This is a genomic window from Nocardia exalbida NBRC 100660 (assembly GCF_000308575.1).
Lineage (GTDB): Bacteria > Actinomycetota > Actinomycetes > Mycobacteriales > Mycobacteriaceae > Nocardia > Nocardia exalbida.
The window spans coordinates 245136-264905 of sequence record NZ_BAFZ01000119.1 but is presented as its reverse complement, the minus strand read 5'-3'; the positions used below and the strand labels follow the sequence as shown (position 1 = coordinate 264905).

The following is a 19770-nucleotide window of genomic DNA, read 5'->3' as shown; positions in this document are numbered from 1 at the left end:
TCCCTGCATGACATCGCAGCAATCCGTTTCCCGTTCCACTCGTTCGGCCGCGGTTATCGGCGCCGGACAGACCGGCGTCACTGCGGCGCTAGGACTTCTCGACGCCGGTTTCGACGTCACCATCTACAGCGAGCGCGATCAGCGCTCCTTGCGTGACGATGTGCCCGCCACCGGCACCGCGCTCGAATTCGGTGAGACCCAGCAGGCCGAGGCCGCGCTGGGATTGGACAGCTACACCGCGCGGGCGCCCCGGCACACCGGCCTGAGTGTGCGCATCGCCGGACCCGGACCCGATCGTCCCGAATTGATCCAATTCGACGGTCATTTCGACGGATACGTCGGCGTGGCGGTGGACACCAGGCTCAAGGCCGACGAGCGGCTCACCGCGTTCCTGGAGCGCGGCGGCCGGTTCGTGGTCGAGCAGGTGACGCCGGAGACGCTCGACGGCATCGCCGCCGCCAACGACCTCACGTTGGTCGCGACCGGACGTGGGGGACTGTCGGACCTGTTCCCCGTCGACGCGCGGCGCACCCCCTACGACGCGCCGCAGCGCTCGCTGCTCACCGTCACCGTGACCGGAATCGGCCACGACGAGAACGTTTTCGCCCATCGCAGCGTCGCGGGCGGCGCGCACAGCGGCTTCTCCATCCTCGCCGACCAGGGTGAAGGGTGGTGGGGCCCCTATCTGCACAAGGACGCGGGGCCGAGCTGGGCGTTCCTCGGCTGGGCGCGTCCCGGCAGCGACTGGGAGAAGCGTTTCGCCGCCGCGGACTCCGCCGAGTCGGCGCACCGCATCGTGCAAGACCTCTACCGCGACTACATCGACTGGGATCTGCCGGAGGTGCTGGCCACCACGACCATCCCCGAGGACCCGCACTCGTGGCTGAAAGGCGCTGTGCGCCCGGTGGTGCGGTCGGGTGTGGGGCGCACGGCGGGCGGGCACGTGGTCGCCGCGCTCGGTGACACCGCCATCGCCTACGACCCGATCGCCGGACAGGGCGCGCAGAGCGGCCTGATCCAGGCTCAGCGGCTGGTCGCGGCGGCCGCCGTGCACGACGGACCGTTCGACGAGGCGTGGATCGAGCGGCAGTACGCGGCGTTCCTGGCCGCCCGTGGTGACGCGGCCAACAAGGTGACCAGGCTGTTCCTCAGCGATCCCGAGCTGGGCGAGATCGGCAACGCGTTCTTCGCCGCGGCGGCCGTGGCACCGGCGTTCGCATCGGCGCTGGTCGGCCTGCTGCATCGTCCGCAGCCGTTCCTGCCGGTCGACTCGCCGGAAGCGGCCGCCGAGTTCATCACGCGGGTCACCGGCGAGGACGCCGCCGCGCTGCTGGGCCGGTTCGCGCCCGCGGGCACGTTCAGCAGGTCGAGCTACTCGGCCGCGCTCGCCGACGCCTGATCCGAATCGCACAGATTCAAAACCTCGTCCCGACCGGGGGCCGGTGCTGGAGTGAGAGGAGCGCCGGACGCATGCGTGGCGTCCGGCCTCCGATCCGACGGCTTCCCCCCGAAAACCATGGAGCAGCTATGACCACGGAGCAGATCGCCGAGCAGATCCGGTTCGCCTACTGGGTGCCCAACGTCAGCGGGGGATTGGTCACCAGTGACATCGAACAGCGCACCGGCTGGGATTTCGAGTACAACAAGAAGCTCGCGCGGACCGCGGAGAACAACGGCTTCGACTACGCGCTGTCCCAGGTGCGCTACACCGCCTCCTACGGCGCCGAATACCAGCACGAATCGACCTCGTTCAGTCTCGCGCTGCTCGGCGCCACCGAACGGCTGAAGGTCATCGCGGCCGTGCATCCCGGGCTGTGGCACCCGGCGGTGCTCGCCAAGTTCGGCGCCACCGCCGATCACTTGTCCAACGGCCGGTTCGCCATCAACGTCGTCTCCGGCTGGTTCGCCGGAGAATTCACCGCGCTCGGCGAGCCGTGGCTCGAGCACGACGAGCGCTACCGGCGCAGCGCGGAATTCCTCGAGGTGATCCGCAAGATCTGGACCGAGGACAACGTGAACTACGGCGGCGACTTCTACCGCATCCGGGACTTCACCCTGAAGCCCAAGCCGTTGAACACCTCCGAGCGCCCCAATCCCGAACTGTTCCAAGGCGGTAACTCGACCGCCGCCCGGCGCAACGGCGGACGCCACGCCGACTGGTACTTCTCCAACGGCAAGGACTTCGACGGCGTCACCGAACAGCTCGACGACCTGCGTGCCGTCGCACGTGCCCACGATCGCGAGGTGAAATTCGGGCTCAACGGCTTCATCATCGCCCGCGATACCGAAAAGGAGGCCCGCGATACCCTGCGCGAGATCGTCGCGAAGGCGAACAAGCCCGCGGTGGAGGGTTTCCGGGACGCGGTGCAGCAGGCCGGCGCGTCCACCAAGGATCGCAAGGGCATGTGGGCCGACTCGACGTTCGAAGACCTGGTGCAGTACAACGACGGTTTCCGCACCCAGCTGATCGGTACGCCGGAGCAGGTGGCCGAGCGGATCGTCGCCTACAAGCAGCTCGGTGTCGACCTGGTCCTCGGCGGCTTCCTGCACTTCCAGGAGGAGATCGAGTACTTCGGCGCGAAGGTGCTCCCGCTGGTGCGCGAGCTGGAAGCCGCGCAGCGGCCTGTCGCGGCGGTGAACTGATGACCGCGGTCGCCGCCGATCGCATCCTGTCGGCGGCACAGGCGTTCGCGGTCGCGCAGCGGCTGGCGGCGGACTTCGCGCCGGGCGCCGCGGAACGCGACCGGGATCGCCTGCTGCCGTACGCGGAGGTCGATCGGCTGGCGGCCAGTGGCTTGCTCGCGATCACCGTGCCCGCGGCCTACGGTGGCGCGGATCTGCCGCCGAGCGCGGTCGCGGAAGTGACGCGAATTCTCGCCACCGCCGACCCGAACATCGCGCAGATCCCGCACAGCCACTTCGTGTATGTGAACCTGCTCCGGCTCGCGGGCACGCCGCAGCAGCAGGAGCGATACTTCGGCCGGGTGCTCGACGGCGGGCGCATCGCCAACGCGCAGTCCGAGCGCGGCGGCGCGACCGTCGCCGATATCGCGACCACGTTGCGGCCCGCCGGTGACCGATTCCGCGTGGACGGCGTGAAGTACTACTGCACCGGATCGCTGTTCGCCGACCTGTTCGCGGTGCTGACCCGGCTGGACGATCCCGAGGGACGCGCGGACCTCGAGCCCGGGGAATACATCGCCTACCTGCCCGCGAACACCCCCGGTGTGCGCGTGGTGGACGACTGGAACGGGCTCGGGCAGCGCACCACCGGCAGCGGAACGGTGTCCTTCGAGGAGGTGCTCGTCGACCGCGACCAGGTGGTCCCCCGCTCCGGCGCGGTACGCGCACCCACCGGCTACGGAGCGTTCGCGCAGCTGCTGCACGCCGCCATCGACACCGGCATCGCGCGGGGTGCGCTCGGCGCCGCCACGGAGTTCGTGCGCACGAGAAGCCGCCCGTGGTTCGAGGCAGGGGTGGCGAACGCGGTGGACGACCCGCTGTTGATCCAGCGCTTCGGTGAGCTGTCGGTCGCGGTCACCGCCGCCGAGGCGACGCTCTCGTCGGCCGGATGGGCCGTGGACGCGGCCACCAGGACCGATCAGGGTGTCGACGGCGTCGCCCGGGCGTCGCTGGCCGTGGCGACCGCCAAAGTGCTCGCCGACCGCGCGGCCAACGACGTGTCCGCCGCGCTGTTCGAAGTCGCGGGAACGCGCAGCGCCGCAGCGGATCTGAACTTGCACCACTTCTGGCGCAACGCGCGCACGCACACCCTGCACGATCCGGTGCGCTGGAAGTACCAGCACATCGGCAGGGCCCTGCTGCACGATGCCGCGCCGCCGCTGCACGGTGTGATCTGAAAGGAGACGGAATGACAGTCACTGTCGTCGTCGGAAATCCGAAACCCGCCTCACGCACGCTCACCGCGGCCACCCTGGTCGCGAAGGGGCTGCGGCCGGAGGTGGAACCCACCGTGATCGACCTGGTCGAGTTCGGACCCGGCCTGCTCGGCTGGGGTGACCCGGCCGTGGCGGAGGCGGTGCGCACCGTGGCCGGCTCGGAACTCGTGGTCTTCGCCAGTCCCACCTTCAAGGCGACCTATACCGGGCTGCTGAAGCTGTTCCTCGAACAGTTCGAGGGCGGAACCGGCCTGGAAGGCGTGCTCGCGGTGCCGGTGATGCTCGGCGCGGGACCGGCCCACGCCCTCGCACCCGACCTGTTGCTCAAGCCCGTGCTCGTCGAAATCGGGGCCACCACCGCACTGCCCGGGCTCTACCTGTCCGATCGCACATTCGCCGAGGACGGCGTCATCGACCGGTACAGTGGTCGGTGGCGTTCGGTCGCCCAGGCACTGGCCCACAGCTCGAAGGCTGCGAATCATGCATGACCTGTTCGAATTTCCCGCCGACGGAGCCGGCCTGCGTCGCGCGTTCGCCAATTTCCCCAGCGGTGTCGTCGCGGTGTGCGCCGAAATCGACGGAACCCCGCACGGTCTGGCGGTGAGCACGTTCGTTCCCGTCTCGCTGGACCCGCCTCTGGTCTCGTTCTGCGTGCAGAACTCCTCGGCCACCTGGCCCAAGCTCGCCGCCGCGAGTCACCTCGGCCTCAGCCTGCTCGGCACCGACCAGCAGGCCGCCGCCCGCTCGCTCGGCACCCGCGACGGCGACCGCTTCCGCGACATCCGGCTGCATCGCGGTTCGGGCGACGCCGTGTTCATCGACGGCGCGTCCGCCTGGATCGAGGGCGTCCAGGAAGCGCATGTCCCGGCAGGCGACCATGCCGTCGTCATCCTGCGTATCCACCGCATCGCCAGCCGCACCGACGTCGACCCTCTGGTTTTCCACGGCAGCAAGTTCCGCCGGTTGCGCGCGGAAACGGCCAACGGGGCGGCCTGACGGTCCTGCGATCCGACTAACCGCGCGACGCAAGTCGCTGGTTGACCAGTTGGTTGAGTGAAACGTTCATCTCGGTGGCTTCCCGTACCAGCCTGGCGTGCAGTTCGGTGGAAACACGCACCATGAATTTTCCGCTGTAGCTGCGCTCCGAGAGCGGTCGCGGCACGATCTCGTTGTTGACCGCCATGTCCTTGATGGTGTCGCGGACGAGTTCGCTGATGCCCTGAAGGGCCTCGTCTTGCGTCGGGGCCAGCCACGACAGCGAGGAAAACTCGGCGCACAGACCGACGTACTCCTGGTCCTCGGGCGACCAGAGGACGCGGTACGTGTAGTGCGTATGGTCCGGTAGGTGGTGCAGGTCGGACATCAGGCATCCTCCTTTGCTTGTATCTCCTGCAGCTTGTCTATCGCTGCGAGCACTTGCCTGACTTGGTAGGACTTGGCATTACCGTCACGTCCCTTTTGAATATTCACGCGTGGGTCACCCGCCCAAGGCATCTTGAACACCGCATGACTGCTGCCTTCCTGGCGTGGGAGGCCGAAGTGATCGCAGCAGACGTTGTAAAGGTCCTGGTAGCTCACGTTCGTTTGTGATTCCCGCATCTTTGCCAGGAGCTTCTCCTGTTTACCCACTGACCAATGGTACTACTTGTAGTACCACTCCTCGCAAGGGTGACTTGCAAGGTCTCTGCGGTCGTATACCGCGGCTGCCATGTCCGCCGGTTGTACATGCGCACGGGCGGTCCGAGGGCCTTGGATTCGGCTTCTCGGAGAGCGCTGTGACAGACTCGGGCGTCTCTCATGGAAGGGTTCGGTCGTGACGCTCGGCATGGTTCTCGGTGATTCCTCGCGCACTTCGGCGCGGGTCTAGCCGATCCAGGTGATTCCTGTGCGGTAGCCGCACAGCTGTGTTCGCGACCCTGCGGCGAAGTGCTCGTCGTGCCCATGCACGTTCGATCACGAGGAGTTCGCGGTGTCCACCGTTTCCTGGACCGAAGACGATATCTACTCGACCGCCCGCTGGCATTCGGCGAACGGCGCGCCGCCACCCGATCCGGTCGTGGTGGCGGACGACCGGACGACCGCCGCCGCGGCTTGTCGACTGGCGCGAGCAGGGACCGGCCTGCTGTGGCGCGGTGATTTCCACAATGCGCGGCAACTGCTGCGTGCGATGGGCCGACGGGTGGACCGGAAGGTTCAGCCGGGCGACGATTCGGCCGAAGCGTTCGGCCGGTATCGCGCGTCGCGTCGTCGGCGCGCGGAAGTGCTCGGCAAGTTGCTCGTGCTGCTGGAAGACGACTATTCCCTGGCGTTGCGCCGCGCACCCGAGGTGCGGCGCGCGTGCACCGAGGCGTACGGCCTGCCGCAGGGGCGCACGGTGGTCGCGCTCACCGAGCTACTCGGCGTGCTCGGCGCGGCGCAATGGCGCGAGAAGGGCGTGTACGTGCCCGCCCTCGGCGACCATATCCATCCGCACTACGGCGTGTTCTCCCCGGTACGGGGCGAGTACGTCGACCTCGTCGCCACCGCGCCCCTGCCCGCACGCGCCGAGACCGCCTTCGATCTCGGCACGGGCACCGGGGTGCTCGCCGCGATCCTGGCTCGGCGTGGATGCGGCAGAATAATCGCCACCGACAACAGCGTTCGCGCACTCACCTGCGCCCGCGCCAACCTCGACCGGCTGGGCCTGTCCTCCGTCGCTGTACAAGGCCCCGCTCTCTTCCCGGATGGCAAGGCCGATCTCGTGGTGTGCAATCCACCGTGGCTCCCCGGCACGCCCACCTCCGCCCTGGAAAGCGGTGTCTACGACGAGAACTCGTCCATGCTGCACGCCTTCCTCTCCGGCCTCCCCGCCCACCTGAACCCAGGCGGCGAAGGCTGGCTGATCCTCTCCGACCTCCCCGAACACCTCGGCCTGCGCGCCCGCGACGAACTACCCACCCTCATCACCACCGCCAACCTCCGAACAGCGGCCCGCCTGGACACCCGGCCCACCCACAGCCGAGCCAACGACCCGACCTCCCCCCTCGCCACCGCCCGAGCCGCCGAAACAACCACCCTCTACCGCCTGGTGCCGCGTTGAGCGGCACATGACGGAGAGGTCGTCTCGCGATTCGCCTCGCCAGTGCCACTCACTGCCCCTACGCGCGCAGCGGCGAAGGCCGCAACACTCGCAACGGATTTCATGACTTCCCCGCATCGGCGCGCAGTGAAGCAGTTGTCGTCGAGTGTCGTTGGCGTATCGATCCTGTGCCACAGAATGCGCCCGATGCTCGATTCGGAGGCGGGCGCAACCGGAGCCCGGACACGGAGCGGCCCCACCCGGATCAGCCGGTGAGTATGAGCGCTGCCTCGACTACGGGCAGCAGGAGTGGTCGTCGTCCGCGCGAGAGTTCTCGGCACCGGAAGGTTAAGCCCTCAGCCGAGGGGTAGGACGGCGCGGTCGGTCCAGCGATACCGGCGGCCGTCGCGGCGCAACTCGACGAGGTCGACCTTGTTCAGGTGCACGCTGACCGGCGGTAGGTCTCGCAGCGCGGCCACGTCGGCGATCAGCGCCGCAGCATTCCGGGGGCGGTTGATGTAGCCGATTCCTAGGTGCGGCCGGAGCGCGGTCCAATCGTTGGAGCGAATGGCCGAAGGATCGGACGTCGATGTGGGTTGCAGCAGCGGGAATGGGCGCTTGGTGGGAACCACGCCGTGAGTGTACGGATCCACGAGCGACCATGTCCGGCAACAGATCCGCACCCGCCTGACCTGGGCCGATTCAGCTGCGCGCCACCGCGAGGTGCATTGGGTACAGCGCCCTGCTGTTGTGCTGGTCGCAAAACAAAACCCGCCCTGACCAGGGCGGGCTTCGCGTGGAGCCGATGACGGGAATCGAACCCGCGCTGTCTGCTTGGGAAGCAGAAGTTCTACCATTGAACTACATCGGCAGAGGCAGATGTGCCAATCGAGACTGTAGCAGAAGCTTCGTGCGGGGTGGGAAAAGGCCGGTCAAGCTATTTCGCTCGACGGCCGGAAGTGGACTCGGCCTTATCGGGATTTTCGCTGGGATAGCCGTCCGGCGACGGGGTCGGGCCTGGCTCGCCGGACACCGAGTACCGGTAGACAGTCAAGCAAAGGATGAGCCAGAGGGCGCCGAAGCACCAGCCGCCGAGCACGTCGGTGGTCCAGTGGACGCCGAGGTAGATGCGGGACAGGCCGACCGCTGCGACGAACAAGGCGGCGGCGATCGCTGTGCACGCGCGGAGGGCGGGTCCGTGTATGCCGGGTAGCGCGACCACCAGAACGATGCCGACCACGACGAACGAGCCCAGGCTGTGCCCGGATGGATAGGCCTGGTTGGACACGTTGATCAGGTGTTCCTCGACGGGCGGGCGGTCGCGGTCGGTCAGCCGTTTGCCGCCGCGCACCAGCAACCCACCGCCGAGCCCGGTGGTCGCGACGAGCGCCGCCGACGTCCACCGCCGCCGCCAGGACAGCGCCAGGCAGGTCACGGTGGCCAGGGCCGTCATGGCGAGCGTGCCGCCCAGCACGCTGACGACCACCGCGACCGGGGTGAGGGCGTCGCTGCGGTGCGCGATCGCCCAGTCGGCGATGCCGCGATCGACCTTGCCGGGGCCGCCGCCTCCGACCACACCCGCCGTAAGAGCCGCGGCGCACACCACCAGCAGCGCGGTGAGCACTCCGATGGCGGTACGAATGCGAGGGGAGGTCACCACTCCACGTTGCCATGCCGGACGCTGGTAGGTAACCCGTCCGCTTCCGGCACGAATGGCGCCTGTCAGTCTGCCAAAACCGGGGGAAGGCGGAAGCCCCGCCGTCGCCGTCGGCGACGGTTGTGCGAGCGGATGGCAGGGAATCGAGCTGGTCGTCGAGAGAATCCCGGCGAAGGCGAGTGCCCTCGGTTCCCTCTCGGTGCGCGAGCACATGGTCTCCGTCAACCGGGGCGACACGGTCGGCTGCGCGGACAAGCGCCATCAGCCTCTCCGCGCAAGGCGGGTTGGCGGAACAAGCCCCGCAGTGCTGCACGGACGACTTCAGAACTTGCTGTAGCCGCCGTCGATCAAGAGCGTGTCGCCGGTCTGGTACGCGCTGGCGGGGCTGGCGAGGTAGACGGCGACGGATTCGAAATCGCTCGGCAGGCCCCAGCGGCGAACCGGGATCCTCGGGTGGACGCGTTCGCGGAAACGGTCCCAGGCGAAGGCACCCTCGGTCATCGGCGTCTCGACCCAGCCGGGCAGCACCGAGTTCGCGCGGATGCCGTGCTTGGCCAGCTCCACCGCGATCGAGTTGACCATGGCGATCAGCCCCGCCTTGCTTGCCGCGTAAGACTGCCCGCGCGGAACACCCTGCTGGGCGGCGAGGCTCGCGGTGGCGACCAGGCTGCCGCCCTCACCCTGGGCGAGCATGACCTTCGCCGCTTCGCGCAGCGTCACGAACGCGGCGTCGAGGTTGAGGGAGGTGACCCGGCGGAATTCCGCGAGATCGGTCTCCACGAACGGGATGAAACCCTGACTGACACCGGCGTTCACGAAGCAGGAGTCGATGCGGCCGAGTTCGGCGGCCGCGCGCCCGAAGGTGTCGATCACCTGCTGCTCCTCGCTCACGTCGCAGCTCAGCGCCAGCACGCGGCCGCCGAAGGCGCTCAATTCGGCGGCGGCGGCCTCGTTGCGCTCGGCGTTGCGGCCGATCACGCAGACGCCGGCTCCGGCCCGTGCGAGCCCACGGGCGAAGCCGAGACCGATGCCGGAGTTGCCTCCGGTGACGACGGCGACGTGGCCGGTCAGGTCGAACAGCGAGCCCTCGGTCATGGTTCATCTCTCCGATCGCGGGCGGCGCCGCCCGAATGAATGCGAGGATATCGCTCTCTCTATATCACTGTGCCGCTGAGGGGCCCCGGCGAGCAGGCGCTACGCTCGTCGCGTGCTGCTTTCCGATCGTGACATCCGTGCGGAGATCGCCGCTGGGCGTCTCGGGGTCGAGCCGCTGCTGGAGAACCTGATCCAGCCGTCGAGCATCGACGTGCGCCTGGACCGCATGTTCCGGGTGTTCAACAACACTCGCTATACCCACATCGATCCCGCGAAGCAGCAGGACGAACTCACCAGTCTGGTCGAGCCGACCGACGGTGAACCGTTCGTGTTGCACCCCGGCGAGTTCGTGCTCGGCTCCACCCTCGAGGTGTGCACGCTGCCGGACGATCTGGCCGGACGGTTGGAAGGCAAGTCCAGCCTGGGCCGATTGGGCCTGCTGACCCACTCGACCGCGGGCTTCATCGATCCCGGGTTCAGCGGGCACATCACGCTGGAGCTGTCCAACGTGGCCAATCTGCCGATCACGCTGTGGCCCGGTATGAAGATCGGCCAGTTGTGCCTGCTCAGGCTGACCAGCCCGGCGGAGCATCCGTACGGCAGCGCCGTGGCGGGTTCGAAGTATCAGGGCCAGCGCGGGCCGACTCCGTCGCGGTCCTATCTCAACTTCCCGATTCCGGCCGCCGCGATCGACGCCGCCGAAACACGCTGACCGCCGGGTCCGCTTCGTCGACTGTGGGGGAGAAGCGGACCCGGCGGACGGCAGCGGGGATCTGATCGCGGAGGTGATCAGTCCCCGCCGCCCGCTCCCACCGCGAGCGCCGTAGTGAGGATGACGGACAGCGGTGGAAGCGCGTCACCGCGGCTCGGCGGGCTGACCCAGAAGCACCCTTCCCGGGTCCAGCGACCGAGACCGGTCGGCAACATCACGGCGCTGCCCACGGCGGGCAGGCCGATATCCAGCCGATTGAGCACCTCGAGCACCTGTGGTCCCGGTCGACTGTCGGGCTCGGCGAGGAAACTCCATCGGATCTGCCTGGCCAACATGGGACCCCTCGTTCCCTGCTGTTCCAGTGCGGCGCGGACCTTTTCGGCACGCGCGGTCGGCAGGTGGACTACGCAGACGCGACCGGTGACCGGCAGCATGGCGAAACCGCCACGCTCGGTGACCGGCAACCCGAACTCGTGCCGATAGAACGCCACCCAATCGTCCACGGTCCTGAGTTTCTCGACATTCACGGCGAACTCCTTGCCTTCCGACTCAATGTTGGCGGCCCGCAGCGTGATTGGGTATCGCCCGTCAGCCCGCTTACCGCTGCCCTTCCGCTGCCTTTGATACCGGTCACATTTCAGCTGTGGCCGCGCTCACAAAGCGCTCGTACTCTGGAAGGGGTTCGTTCGGAAGGGATGGCACCGTGGTCAGGCATTGGTCAGGCAAAGAGGCCCGCGCCCTTCGCGATGCCAAGCGGATGAGCATCAGGGAATTCGCCGCCCATCTGGGTGTGCACGAACGCTTGGTGTCGAAGTGGGAAGCCGGGGGCGTCCGGGTTCATCCACGACCGATCAACCAAGCCGCTCTGGATACCTCACTGGCAAGGTCCGACGAGGTGGTGCGAGCCCGGTTCGCGGCTTTGATCGATCAGCCCTCGAGCGATCGAGCCGTCCCGCCGGGATTCGATGCGCGCGCCGACGCCTCGGCGCGCGTTGATTATTCGAGTGACGCGGACCTTTTGGCTCTCATAGACGCCGGTGCGATGAGAGGTGTTGCGTTAGCAGCGATTTCGGAGAGGGATCTGATCATGGCGGCTGCCCACGAGGCCAGCGAGCACGCCGGCAAGGCCGAGAGCACCAATGTCGGTGCGAGCACATTGGAACAGCTCGACGCGGATGTGGTGCGCATCGCGAACGACTACGTGCGTATTCCGCCGGTGCCGATGATGGTGGACATGGTGCGGGTGCGCCGCCGGGTGTACCGATTGCTGGAAGGCCATCAGCGGCCCGCCGATACCGGTCATCTGTATCTCTTGGCGGGCACGCTCTCGGGTCTGCTCGCCAACGCGAGCACCGACCTGGGCTATTACGACGCGGCCGGGGAGCAGGTCCGTGCCGCCTGGGCCTACGCGGAGCTGTGCGGGCACAACGGGCTTCGCGCCTGGACCCGCGGCATGCACGCGCTGATCGAGTATTGGTCGCAGCGCCCCCGCCGGGCGGTTCAGCTCGCCCAGAGCGGGCAGGAGTTCGCCGAGTCGGCGACCGCGCAGGTGCGCCTGCTCAACATCGAGGCACGCATCTGGTCGGCGCTGGGCAGCGCCGCGGACACCGATCGCTGCGTCCGGGCGGCCGACGACGCCCGCGAGATCGCCGCGACCGACACCTTGCACGACGAAGTCGGCGGGGTCTTCGGGTTCAACGACGCCAAGGCCAATTACTACGCCGGCGCCACCTATATCCACCTCGGTCAGGCGGAACGCGCGCTCGGCGCCACGCAGCGAGCCATCGAGCTGTACTCGAACGGGCCGTCCGAACAGCGCTCCTACGGCGCGGAAGCCCTGGCCAGGGTCGACTGCGCGGCCGCCCACCTGATCAACGGCAGCCTGGACGGTGCGGCCGAGGCGCTGCAACCGGTGCTGGGGCTCGACGAGGACAAGCGCATCGCGCAGCTCGAGGAGCGGCTGACCGATATGCGCAGGGGGATCGCGGCCCCGGCCTTCCGCGACTCGGTCGAGGCGCGCCGGTTGGACGAGCGGATCGAGGAATTCTGCGGCTCCACCGCGGCGAAGGGCATCCCGCCGGGCGGCCCGGCCCAGTGAGTGACGTGTCACACTTCGCTGTGCCCGGGACGCCGTCGCGGGCACGGAGCCCGGGGACCAGCTCGGAGTGACGGTTTATCCGGTTGCGACGGATGGCACCATGGGACGGGTGAGTCCTCATCATCCGCACCGCCCCCCGCGTGTTCTGGAGCAGTCCACGAAGCTCCAGAACGTCGTCTACGAGATCCGTGGACCGGTACACGCGCACGCGGCACGGCTGGAGGCGGAGGGCCATCGCATCCTCAAGCTCAATATCGGCAACCCCGCCCCGTTCGGGTTCGAGGCGCCGGACGTGATCATGCGCGACATCATCGCGGCGCTCCCGTACGCCCAGGGTTACTCCGAGTCCAAGGGCATCCTGTCGGCGCGGCGCGCGATCGTGACCCGCTACGAACTCGTGCCCGGCTTCCCCGAACTCGACGTGGACGGCGTCTACCTCGGCAACGGCGTCTCCGAGCTGATCACCATCACCATGCAGGCCCTGCTGGACAACGGCGACGAGGTGCTGATCCCGGCCCCGGACTACCCGCTGTGGACCGCCATGACCAGCCTGGCCGGCGGCACGCCCGTGCACTACCTGTGTGACGAGGCCAACGGCTGGCAGCCCGATATCGCGGACATCGAATCGAAGATCACCGACCGCACCAAGGCGCTGCTGGTGATCAACCCGAACAACCCCACCGGCGCGGTGTACTCCGCCGAGGTGCTCCAGCAGCTCGCCGACCTCGCGCGCAAGCATCAGCTGTTGCTGCTCGCCGACGAGATCTACGACAAGATCCTCTACGACGACGCCAAGCACATCTCGCTGGCCACCATGGCGCCGGACCTGCTGTGCCTGACCTTCAACGGGCTGTCCAAGGCCTACCGGGTCGCGGGCTACCGCTCGGGCTGGCTGGCGATCACCGGCCCGAAGGAGCACGCGGCCGGTTTCCTGGAGGGCATCGACCTGCTCGCCTCTTCGCGGTTGTGCCCGAATGTGCCCGCGCAGCATGCGATTCAGGTCGCGCTCGGCGGTCATCAGAGCATCGAGGATCTGATCCTGCCCGGCGGCAGGCTGCTCGAACAGCGCGACGTCGCCTGGGAGCGGTTGAACATGATCCCCGGCGTGTCGTGTGTGAAGCCGAAGGGCGCGCTCTACGCGTTCCCGAAGCTGGATCCGAACGTCTACGAGATCTACGACGACTCCAAGCTGATCCTGGATCTGCTACTGCAGGAGAAGATCCTGATGGTTCAGGGCACCGGCTTCAACTGGCCCGATCACGACCATTTGCGGATCGTCACGCTGCCATGGGCCCGGGATCTCGCGGTCGCGATCGAACGCTTCGGCAACTTCCTCGCCAGCTATCGCCAGTAGTGAGAAGTTGGCTGCGAACCATATAATCGCCCGGCTTCCAGCCGGTAAACAAACTCGATGTACGGATACATGTCGGGTTTGGCGACTAACTAGCGCAAAAGAAGTACTTTTGTGTACAGTGGTTCTCGGCACTCTGAGTGCCTGGTCGGATTGCCTACCCCCCCTGGGCACATCCGGCCTCGGGTTAGGCCGCCTACCCCCCTGGGCCGCCTGCCCTGCGGGCGGCGGAGACATCCCCCTGCTCTCCGCCGCCCCCTCTAAAATCCCTTTCTTTTTCGATCGGATCGCTCTGGCCGTGTATCCACTGTGTTCGGCGACGCCGCGACGGTCTTGAAAATGAAATCCTTTAGGCTCGCTCCGGGCAGAACCACATCTGACAGGTAGGAGCGCGGTGAGCGACCACCACCACCATCACCACGATCATTCGGGGCCGATCGCGATCGGCGCGACCGCGGCGCGCGTGGTCGTCGGGTTACTGACCGTGATCGGGGTCGTCGTCGTCATCGCCGCGATCGTGCTGTGGCCGAGCAAGCAGCACATCGACATCCCGCTGCCGATGCAGAACGCGGGCGGCGGCGCGGTGCAGACCGAGGCGGGCACCGTGGTGCTGCAAGATGTCGGTCCGTGCGGCAGCCCGTCGCTGGGCAAGGTGTTCGTCGAGAAGCCCGAGCCACCGCGCAGCACCGCCTACACCTGCCAGCGCAGCCTGATCTCGATCGAGTCCGGGCCGCACAAGGGCAACCGCACGTTGCTGGAGATCGCCCCGGGCCCAGGGCAACCCGACCTGCACGCGGGCGACGAACTGCGATTGGTCCGCCAGACCGATCCGAGCGGCACGCCGCTGTACTCGTTCGAGGACTACTCACGCGGGATGCCGCTCACGCTGATCGTCGTGGTTTTCGTGGTGGTGATCATCGCGGTAGCGCGCTGGCGCGGCGTCCGTGCGCTCTTGGGCCTGGTGTTCGCCTTCGCGGTGCTGGTGATGTTCCTGCTGCCCGCCTTGCTCGACGGCAAACCCGCGATCCCCGTCGCGTTGGTCGCGGGCTCCCTGATCCTCTACGCGGTGCTGTATCTGGCCCACGGGGTGAACCTGCGCACCAGTTCGGCGCTGCTGGGCACGCTGACCTCGATGCTGCTCGCCGCCGCGCTGTCCTGGCTCACCATCGAGATCACCCATCTGACCGGGCTTTCCGAGGAACAGAACACGAACGTCGCGACCTACATCGAGCACGTCAGCATCACCGGCCTGCTGCTGGCCGGGTTCATCATCGGTTCGCTCGGTGTGCTCAACGACGTGACGATCACGCAGGCGTCGGCCGCGTTCGAGCTGGCCGCCCTCGACGAATCGGCCTCCCGGCGCGAGGTTTTCGCCGCCGCCATGCGCGTGGGGCGCGACCACATCGCCAGCACCGTCTACACGCTGGTGCTGGCCTACGCCGGTGGGGCGCTGCCGCTGCTGCTGCTGTTCAGCGTGGCGGGACGGTCGATCCGCGACGTGCTGACCGGTGACGCGGTGGCCATCGAGATCGCGCGCTCGGCGGTCGGCGGTATCGCGCTGGCGTTGTCGGTGCCGTTGACCACGGGCATCGCGGTGCTGCTGGCCCGGCCGTTCAAGGCCAAAGAGCCCACACCGCCCCCGCGTCCGCGCCGAGCCCGGCACGCCAGGGCCTGAACGTCACCGCCCCCGCGTCCGGCACGTCAGTGTCTGATTTCACGGTGCCCTCGGTCGCGCGATCGCTCGCTCAGCGTGGCGGTGGGGGAGGGAAGGGGAAGACCTCCGGCGGGATCGTGGGGACCACGATCGGCGGAAGGCCGGGCACCACGATGGTGTTCGGGCCGGGCGTCGGCGGCGCCTCGCTGGTGGTCTGGCGCCGGTTCGGCGGCGGCGCGGCGACCGACTCGTGGGCGGGCGACTCCGTGGTACCCGGCGCGACGGCGATCTGTGGATCCAAGCTGGTCGTGCGCGGTGCGGTGGTCGGCGATAACGACGGCGAGCCCTCGCTGGTGTGCGAATCCCGTTCCAGCACCTGCGGTCCGTAGCCGAGGCCGAGGCCGATCGCGGCGACCACGGCCAGCGCGCTGACCGTCAGTACGGCCCCGCTGATCTCGCGTCTGCCCCGCTGGGCGGGGGCGGCCAACCAGGCGGGCGACAGCTCGTCGTCCAGCGCGGCGCTCGCGGCGGGAGTCTCCTTGCGCACCGGTCTGGCCAGCAGCGCGGCGCCGCGGGCCATCACGGTCTCCGGGCTGTCCGGCACGATGACGGGCACGCCCATCCAGCGTTCGAGCACCTTGGCCACCAACGGGATCCGGGCGCAACCGCCGATGGCCAGCACACCGTGCACGGGGCGGTCCGAGCGCACGATCACGTCGCGTGCCATCCGCGCCGATGACTCGATCGCCAGCATGATCAACGATTCGAAGTTCTCCTGCGCGAGCAGGACCAGCCCCTGCTCGCTCGGCAGCGCCACCGCGGTGTTGCTGGTCAGCTGCTCCTTCGCCTCCCGGCACAGCGCGTCCAGGGCGGCCAGGCCCGCGGCGTTCGGCGGATGCGCGATCCGCCCGGAGGCGATCTGCTGCTCCCGAATCAACGAGTCGAGATAGTCACCGCTGATGTCGCTGGTGCGCTCGCTGTGGCGCACCTCGCGGGAGTGGGTGTCGACCACGCTCACCGTCAGGCCCGAGCTGCCCAGGTCGTAGACGACCAGCGAGGAGATGCCCCGGATATCGCCGGTGGCCTGCGCGAACTCGAGTGCCGCCGCGATCTCCGGCACGAGTTCGTAATTGGTCAGCTGCTGACGCGCCATGGCCGCGCGAATGGCGCGGGCGTGCTGCTCACTGCGGTAGGCGATCGCGGTGGCGCCGATCCCCGGCGTGGCTTCCAGGGTGACGCCGATGGCTTCGGCAGCCAGCTCTTCCACGCTCTGGTCGACAACCGCAATGGTCTGCAGATCGAAGGAATGTGGGGAGACATGTCCGTGTGGGTTGTCGGCGTGTGGTCGCGCCATACGGACAGCGCCGGCCCCCACCGAAACTCCCAGTACCGAACTCATCAGCTGCCCATCTCGTTTCACACTGCACGACATGCGAGCCTGCGCCGTCCGTCGGCGGAGGCCCGCTGGACGGACCCTACCGCCGGCGATCAGCTGTGCTTAGGGCGGACTGGTCATCTGTCTGGCAGTAGCCCGCCTCGCCCCGCAACTCTACGGTGTGCCGAGTCCCGCGTACACCCATCCGGCTGCTCTCCAGGTGGCACGATTGAGACAGTTCCGGCCGTCGATGATCGAGCGGGCGCGCACCACGCCCTCCAGATCCCGCGGGCGCAGGGCGGTGAATTCGTCCCACTCGGTGAGCACGAGCACCACGTCGGCGCGTTCGCACGCCTCGGCGACCGAGGTCGCGTAGTTCAGGGTGGGGAACACGCGCCGCGAATTCTCCAGCGCCTTGGGGTCGTAGACGGTCACCACCGCCCCGTGCAGCTGGATCATGCCGGCCACATTCAGCGCGGGGGAGTCGCGCACGTCGTCGGATTCCGGTTTGAAAGCCGCGCCGAGCACCGCGACGTTGGCCCCGAGCAGCGAGCCGCCGCAGGCACGGGCGGCCATGTCGACCACCTTGGTACGGCGGCGCATATTGATGTTGTCCACCTCGCGCAGGAAGGCGACGGCGTGATCGGCGCCGAGCTCACCGGAGCGGGCCATGAACGCGCGGATGTCCTTCGGCAGACACCCGCCGCCGAAGCCGAGGCCCGCGTTGAGGAATCGGCGGCCGATGCGCGCGTCGTAGCCGAGCGCGTCGGCCAGCATCGTCACGTCGGCGCCGGTCGCTTCGCACACCTCCGACACCGCGTTGATGAACGAAATCTTCGTCGCCAGGAAGGCGTTCGCCGAAACCTTCACCAATTCCGCTGTGGCCAGGTCGGTCAGCAAGAACGGCACCTCGGCGGTGATCAGGTCGGCGTATATCTCGCGTACCAGGTCCTCCACCCATCCGGCGGCGGCGCGTTCCCGGTCGACGCCGAGAACCAGCCGGTCCGGCCGCAAGGTGTCCTTGACCGCGAAGCCTTCCCGGAGGAACTCCGGATTCCACGCCACCTCGATGTCGGCGGAACTCAGTGCCCGGGCGCGTGATCCGAGCGCGGCCGCCGTGCCGACCGGGACCGTGGACTTGCCGATGATCACCGAGGGGCGCTCCAGCAGCGGGGCGAGCGTGTCCACCACCGCGTGCACGTACTTCAGGTCGGCAGCGTACTCACCCTTCTTCTGCGGGGTGCCCACGCCGAGGAAGTGCACCTCCGCGTGCGCCGCCGCCTCGGCGTAGGAGGTGGTGAACCGCAGGCGGCCCGCATCGAGGTTGCGGCGCAGCACACCCTCCAGGCCCGGTTCGTAGAACGGCACCACTCCGTCGGACAGCTTCGCGACCTTGCCCGGGTCCACGTCCACTCCGATGACGTCGTGCCCGAGTTCGGCCATGCACGCCGCGTGCGTGGCCCCGAGATACCCGGTTCCGAAGACTGTGCATCGCATGATCGATTGGTAAGCCCCGCCGGTGGCCACGCCACGTCAGCGAGGCAAGGGTCGGGGCAACAGCAGATGTACATGCGGCGACGGCGCCGGAGCGGGTGCCCTGACCTGGCGCAACGGTCGTCGTGGCTTCGCTAGCATCGGCGTGGTGCGACGTCATCGATGGGCCTGGACCGTGCTCGGCGCCGGTCTGGCGGTGGTCGTCGCGACGGTCGCGCTGTGGCCGGTGTACGTGCGTCCGCGCACCGACCCGCCCGCTCCGGCGGATGCCGTTCTCGTCTTGGGCGGGGCGCACGACGGCCGTGAACAGTTGGGCCTGCGCCTGGCGCGCGAGGGGTACGCGCCGCGCGTGCTGTTCTCCGATCCCTACGAGAACAGCGCCGTGCTGAACCGGATCTGCCACGGCGGCTACAGCTTCGAGGTCCTGTGCTTCGACCCGTCGCCGCGCACCACTCGCGGCGAGGGCCGTGAATTGGCCCGCCTCGCCCGCGCCAACAACTGGCGCCGAGTCATCGTCGTCACCTTTACTCCGCACATCTCCCGCGCCCGCTACATCCTGCGGAGGTGCTGGGACGGAGAACTCCTCTTCGCCGACCCCGAACCCGACCTCTCCCTCCCCCGTTGGGCTTACGACTACGCCTACCAATCCGTGGGCTTCGCGAAAGCCTTCTTCGAGGACTGTTGACCGCTTGACCCTGCCCGCCACCGCCGATCTACCGGGCAGCAGCCATGGAAGAAGCGGACGCCGCTGTGGGTATGGGTGGCGGCCGTCCTAGGCGGCCTGCTGGCCCTGGGCGCGATCGGCAGTGCTGTCGGAGATAACGGCAAGGACCACTCGACGTCGCAACGAACCTCCGCGACTCCGGCCGGTCGAAGCGCTGTGATCGCCTCGTCGACATCCACTGCAACGGTGCCTGCCCCGGCGGCGCCTGCCGCTCCCGCGGCATCGATGCCTCCTCCTGCGCAGGCCTCGCAACCGGCTGTTTCCCGTGCCCCTATGCCGAACGTCGTGTGCATGAACTTGCAGGATGCGCAGGACACGATCCAGGCGGCCGGTGTCTTCTTCTCCCGATCCAAGGACGCGACCGGGAAGGGGCGCATGCAGGTAATGGACCGGAACTGGATCGTGGTGGCGCAGGCGCCCGCGCCGGGATCGTTGATCGGCGAAGGCGAGGCGGTGTTGTCGGTGGTCAAGATCGGTGAACCGAGTTCCTGCGGCTGATGCTCCAGGTGTGCCCATCGGTAGCCGGGTCCGTGATGCGGGCCCGGCTGCCGGCGGCGGTCGGCACGCCTGCGCCGGGAATCTGCGGGCGTGTGACGTCAGTTTGACTCGCTGAGAGAAGCGGCCGTACATTCTGTCTCGTGGTGGCGGGATAT

The 19770-nt window shown here is 68.1% G+C and carries 20 protein-coding genes and 1 tRNA gene; 12 read left to right on the top strand and 9 right to left on the bottom strand.

Annotation, left to right across the window (positions count from 1 at the left end; all coding sequences use genetic code 11):
* Positions 1-7: 7 nt before the first annotated feature.
* The 5 genes from ON29_RS27845 (at position 8) to ON29_RS27825 (ending at position 4895) form a co-directional block, all read left to right on the top strand.
* Complete coding sequence (locus ON29_RS27845; RefSeq protein WP_040870806.1) at positions 8-1399, top strand: styrene monooxygenase/indole monooxygenase family protein; 1392 nt, start codon at positions 8-10, stop codon at positions 1397-1399.
* Positions 1400-1527: 128 nt separating this feature from the next.
* Positions 1528-2643 carry a dimethylsulfone monooxygenase SfnG gene (gene sfnG, locus ON29_RS27840; protein ID WP_040870805.1) on the top strand — a complete coding sequence of 372 codons (1116 nt, stop codon included), beginning with the start codon at positions 1528-1530 and terminating at the stop codon, positions 2641-2643.
* Complete coding sequence (locus tag ON29_RS27835; protein ID WP_040870804.1) at positions 2643-3860, top strand: SfnB family sulfur acquisition oxidoreductase; 1218 nt, start codon at positions 2643-2645, stop codon at positions 3858-3860. Before sfnG ends, ON29_RS27835 begins: the two co-directional genes overlap by 1 nt.
* A gap of 11 nt (positions 3861-3871) precedes the next feature.
* Entirely contained in the window at positions 3872-4387 is a 516-nt protein-coding gene (locus ON29_RS27830) for an NADPH-dependent FMN reductase (RefSeq protein WP_040870802.1), read from the top strand.
* Positions 4380-4895 carry a flavin reductase family protein gene (locus ON29_RS27825; RefSeq protein ID WP_040870800.1) on the top strand — a complete coding sequence of 172 codons (516 nt, stop codon included), beginning with the start codon at positions 4380-4382 and terminating at the stop codon, positions 4893-4895. The genes ON29_RS27830 and ON29_RS27825 overlap by 8 nt, the downstream gene beginning before the upstream one ends.
* 16 nt (positions 4896-4911) lie before the next feature.
* Here the strand turns inward: ON29_RS27825 and ON29_RS27820 are convergent, their stop codons facing one another.
* Together ON29_RS27820 and ON29_RS35080 are read right to left on the bottom strand one after the other, a co-directional pair.
* Positions 4912-5262 carry a type II toxin-antitoxin system HicB family antitoxin gene (locus tag ON29_RS27820; RefSeq protein ID WP_051175638.1) on the bottom strand — a complete coding sequence of 117 codons (351 nt, stop codon included), beginning with the start codon at positions 5260-5262 and terminating at the stop codon, positions 4912-4914.
* Positions 5262-5528, bottom strand: coding sequence for a toxin HicA (locus ON29_RS35080; protein ID WP_217999307.1), 267 nt, complete (start codon positions 5526-5528; stop codon positions 5262-5264). The genes ON29_RS27820 and ON29_RS35080 overlap by 1 nt, the downstream gene beginning before the upstream one ends.
* Positions 5529-5868: 340 nt before the next feature.
* Between ON29_RS35080 and ON29_RS27815 the strand changes: the two genes are divergently transcribed.
* Complete coding sequence (locus ON29_RS27815; RefSeq protein WP_040870798.1) at positions 5869-6978, top strand: methyltransferase; 1110 nt, start codon at positions 5869-5871, stop codon at positions 6976-6978.
* 335 nt (positions 6979-7313) lie between these two features.
* Here the strand turns inward: ON29_RS27815 and ON29_RS27810 are convergent, their stop codons facing one another.
* From ON29_RS27810 to ON29_RS27795, 4 genes are all read right to left on the bottom strand, one after another.
* Positions 7314-7589, bottom strand: a complete 276-nt coding sequence (locus tag ON29_RS27810; RefSeq protein ID WP_157172919.1) for a hypothetical protein — start codon at positions 7587-7589, stop codon at positions 7314-7316.
* A gap of 165 nt (positions 7590-7754) precedes the next feature.
* Positions 7755-7828, bottom strand: a tRNA-Gly gene (locus ON29_RS27805).
* 66 nt (positions 7829-7894) lie between these two features.
* Positions 7895-8614 carry a phosphatase PAP2 family protein gene (locus ON29_RS27800; protein WP_157172918.1) on the bottom strand — a complete coding sequence of 240 codons (720 nt, stop codon included), beginning with the start codon at positions 8612-8614 and terminating at the stop codon, positions 7895-7897.
* 321 nt (positions 8615-8935) lie between these two features.
* Entirely contained in the window at positions 8936-9709 is a 774-nt protein-coding gene (locus ON29_RS27795) for an SDR family NAD(P)-dependent oxidoreductase (RefSeq protein WP_040870795.1), read from the bottom strand.
* A gap of 112 nt (positions 9710-9821) precedes the next feature.
* On the opposite strand from ON29_RS27795, the gene dcd reads away from it, so the two are divergent.
* The gene (gene dcd, locus ON29_RS27790) at positions 9822-10421 is read left to right on the top strand and encodes a dCTP deaminase (protein WP_040870794.1); all 600 of its coding nucleotides are present in this window, start codon (positions 9822-9824) and stop codon (positions 10419-10421) included.
* Positions 10422-10498: 77 nt separating this feature from the next.
* Here the strand turns inward: dcd and ON29_RS27785 are convergent, their stop codons facing one another.
* The gene (locus tag ON29_RS27785; RefSeq protein WP_040870793.1) at positions 10499-10948 is read right to left on the bottom strand and encodes a hypothetical protein; all 450 of its coding nucleotides are present in this window, start codon (positions 10946-10948) and stop codon (positions 10499-10501) included.
* A 230-nt stretch (positions 10949-11178) separates the two neighbouring features.
* Here ON29_RS27785 and ON29_RS27780 point away from each other — a divergent pair, with 230 nt between their 5' ends.
* The 3 genes from ON29_RS27780 (at position 11179) to ON29_RS27770 (ending at position 15545) form a co-directional block, all read left to right on the top strand.
* Positions 11179-12519: an NsdA family TPR-like regulatory protein gene (locus ON29_RS27780; RefSeq protein ID WP_083864097.1), complete on the top strand. Its 1341-nt coding sequence runs from the start codon at positions 11179-11181 to the stop codon at positions 12517-12519.
* 100 nt (positions 12520-12619) lie between these two features.
* Entirely contained in the window at positions 12620-13873 is a 1254-nt protein-coding gene (locus ON29_RS27775; protein WP_040870789.1) for a pyridoxal phosphate-dependent aminotransferase, read from the top strand.
* Positions 13874-14264: 391 nt separating this feature from the next.
* The gene (locus tag ON29_RS27770) at positions 14265-15545 is read left to right on the top strand and encodes a YibE/F family protein (protein ID WP_040870788.1); all 1281 of its coding nucleotides are present in this window, start codon (positions 14265-14267) and stop codon (positions 15543-15545) included.
* A gap of 70 nt (positions 15546-15615) precedes the next feature.
* Here ON29_RS27770 and ON29_RS27765 read toward each other — a convergent pair whose 3' ends face one another.
* The gene (locus tag ON29_RS27765; RefSeq protein WP_063825381.1) at positions 15616-16923 is read right to left on the bottom strand and encodes a DUF7159 family protein; all 1308 of its coding nucleotides are present in this window, start codon (positions 16921-16923) and stop codon (positions 15616-15618) included.
* A 150-nt stretch (positions 16924-17073) separates the two neighbouring features.
* Positions 17074-18396 carry a UDP-glucose dehydrogenase family protein gene (locus tag ON29_RS27760; RefSeq protein ID WP_040870785.1) on the bottom strand — a complete coding sequence of 441 codons (1323 nt, stop codon included), beginning with the start codon at positions 18394-18396 and terminating at the stop codon, positions 17074-17076.
* Between the two features lie 145 nt (positions 18397-18541).
* Between ON29_RS27760 and ON29_RS27755 the strand changes: the two genes are divergently transcribed.
* Positions 18542-19078 carry a YdcF family protein gene (locus ON29_RS27755; protein ID WP_040870913.1) on the top strand — a complete coding sequence of 179 codons (537 nt, stop codon included), beginning with the start codon at positions 18542-18544 and terminating at the stop codon, positions 19076-19078.
* Positions 19079-19408: 330 nt separating this feature from the next.
* Positions 19409-19615, top strand: a complete 207-nt coding sequence (locus ON29_RS35460; RefSeq protein ID WP_040870911.1) for a hypothetical protein — start codon at positions 19409-19411, stop codon at positions 19613-19615.
* Positions 19616-19770 lie beyond the last annotated feature (155 nt).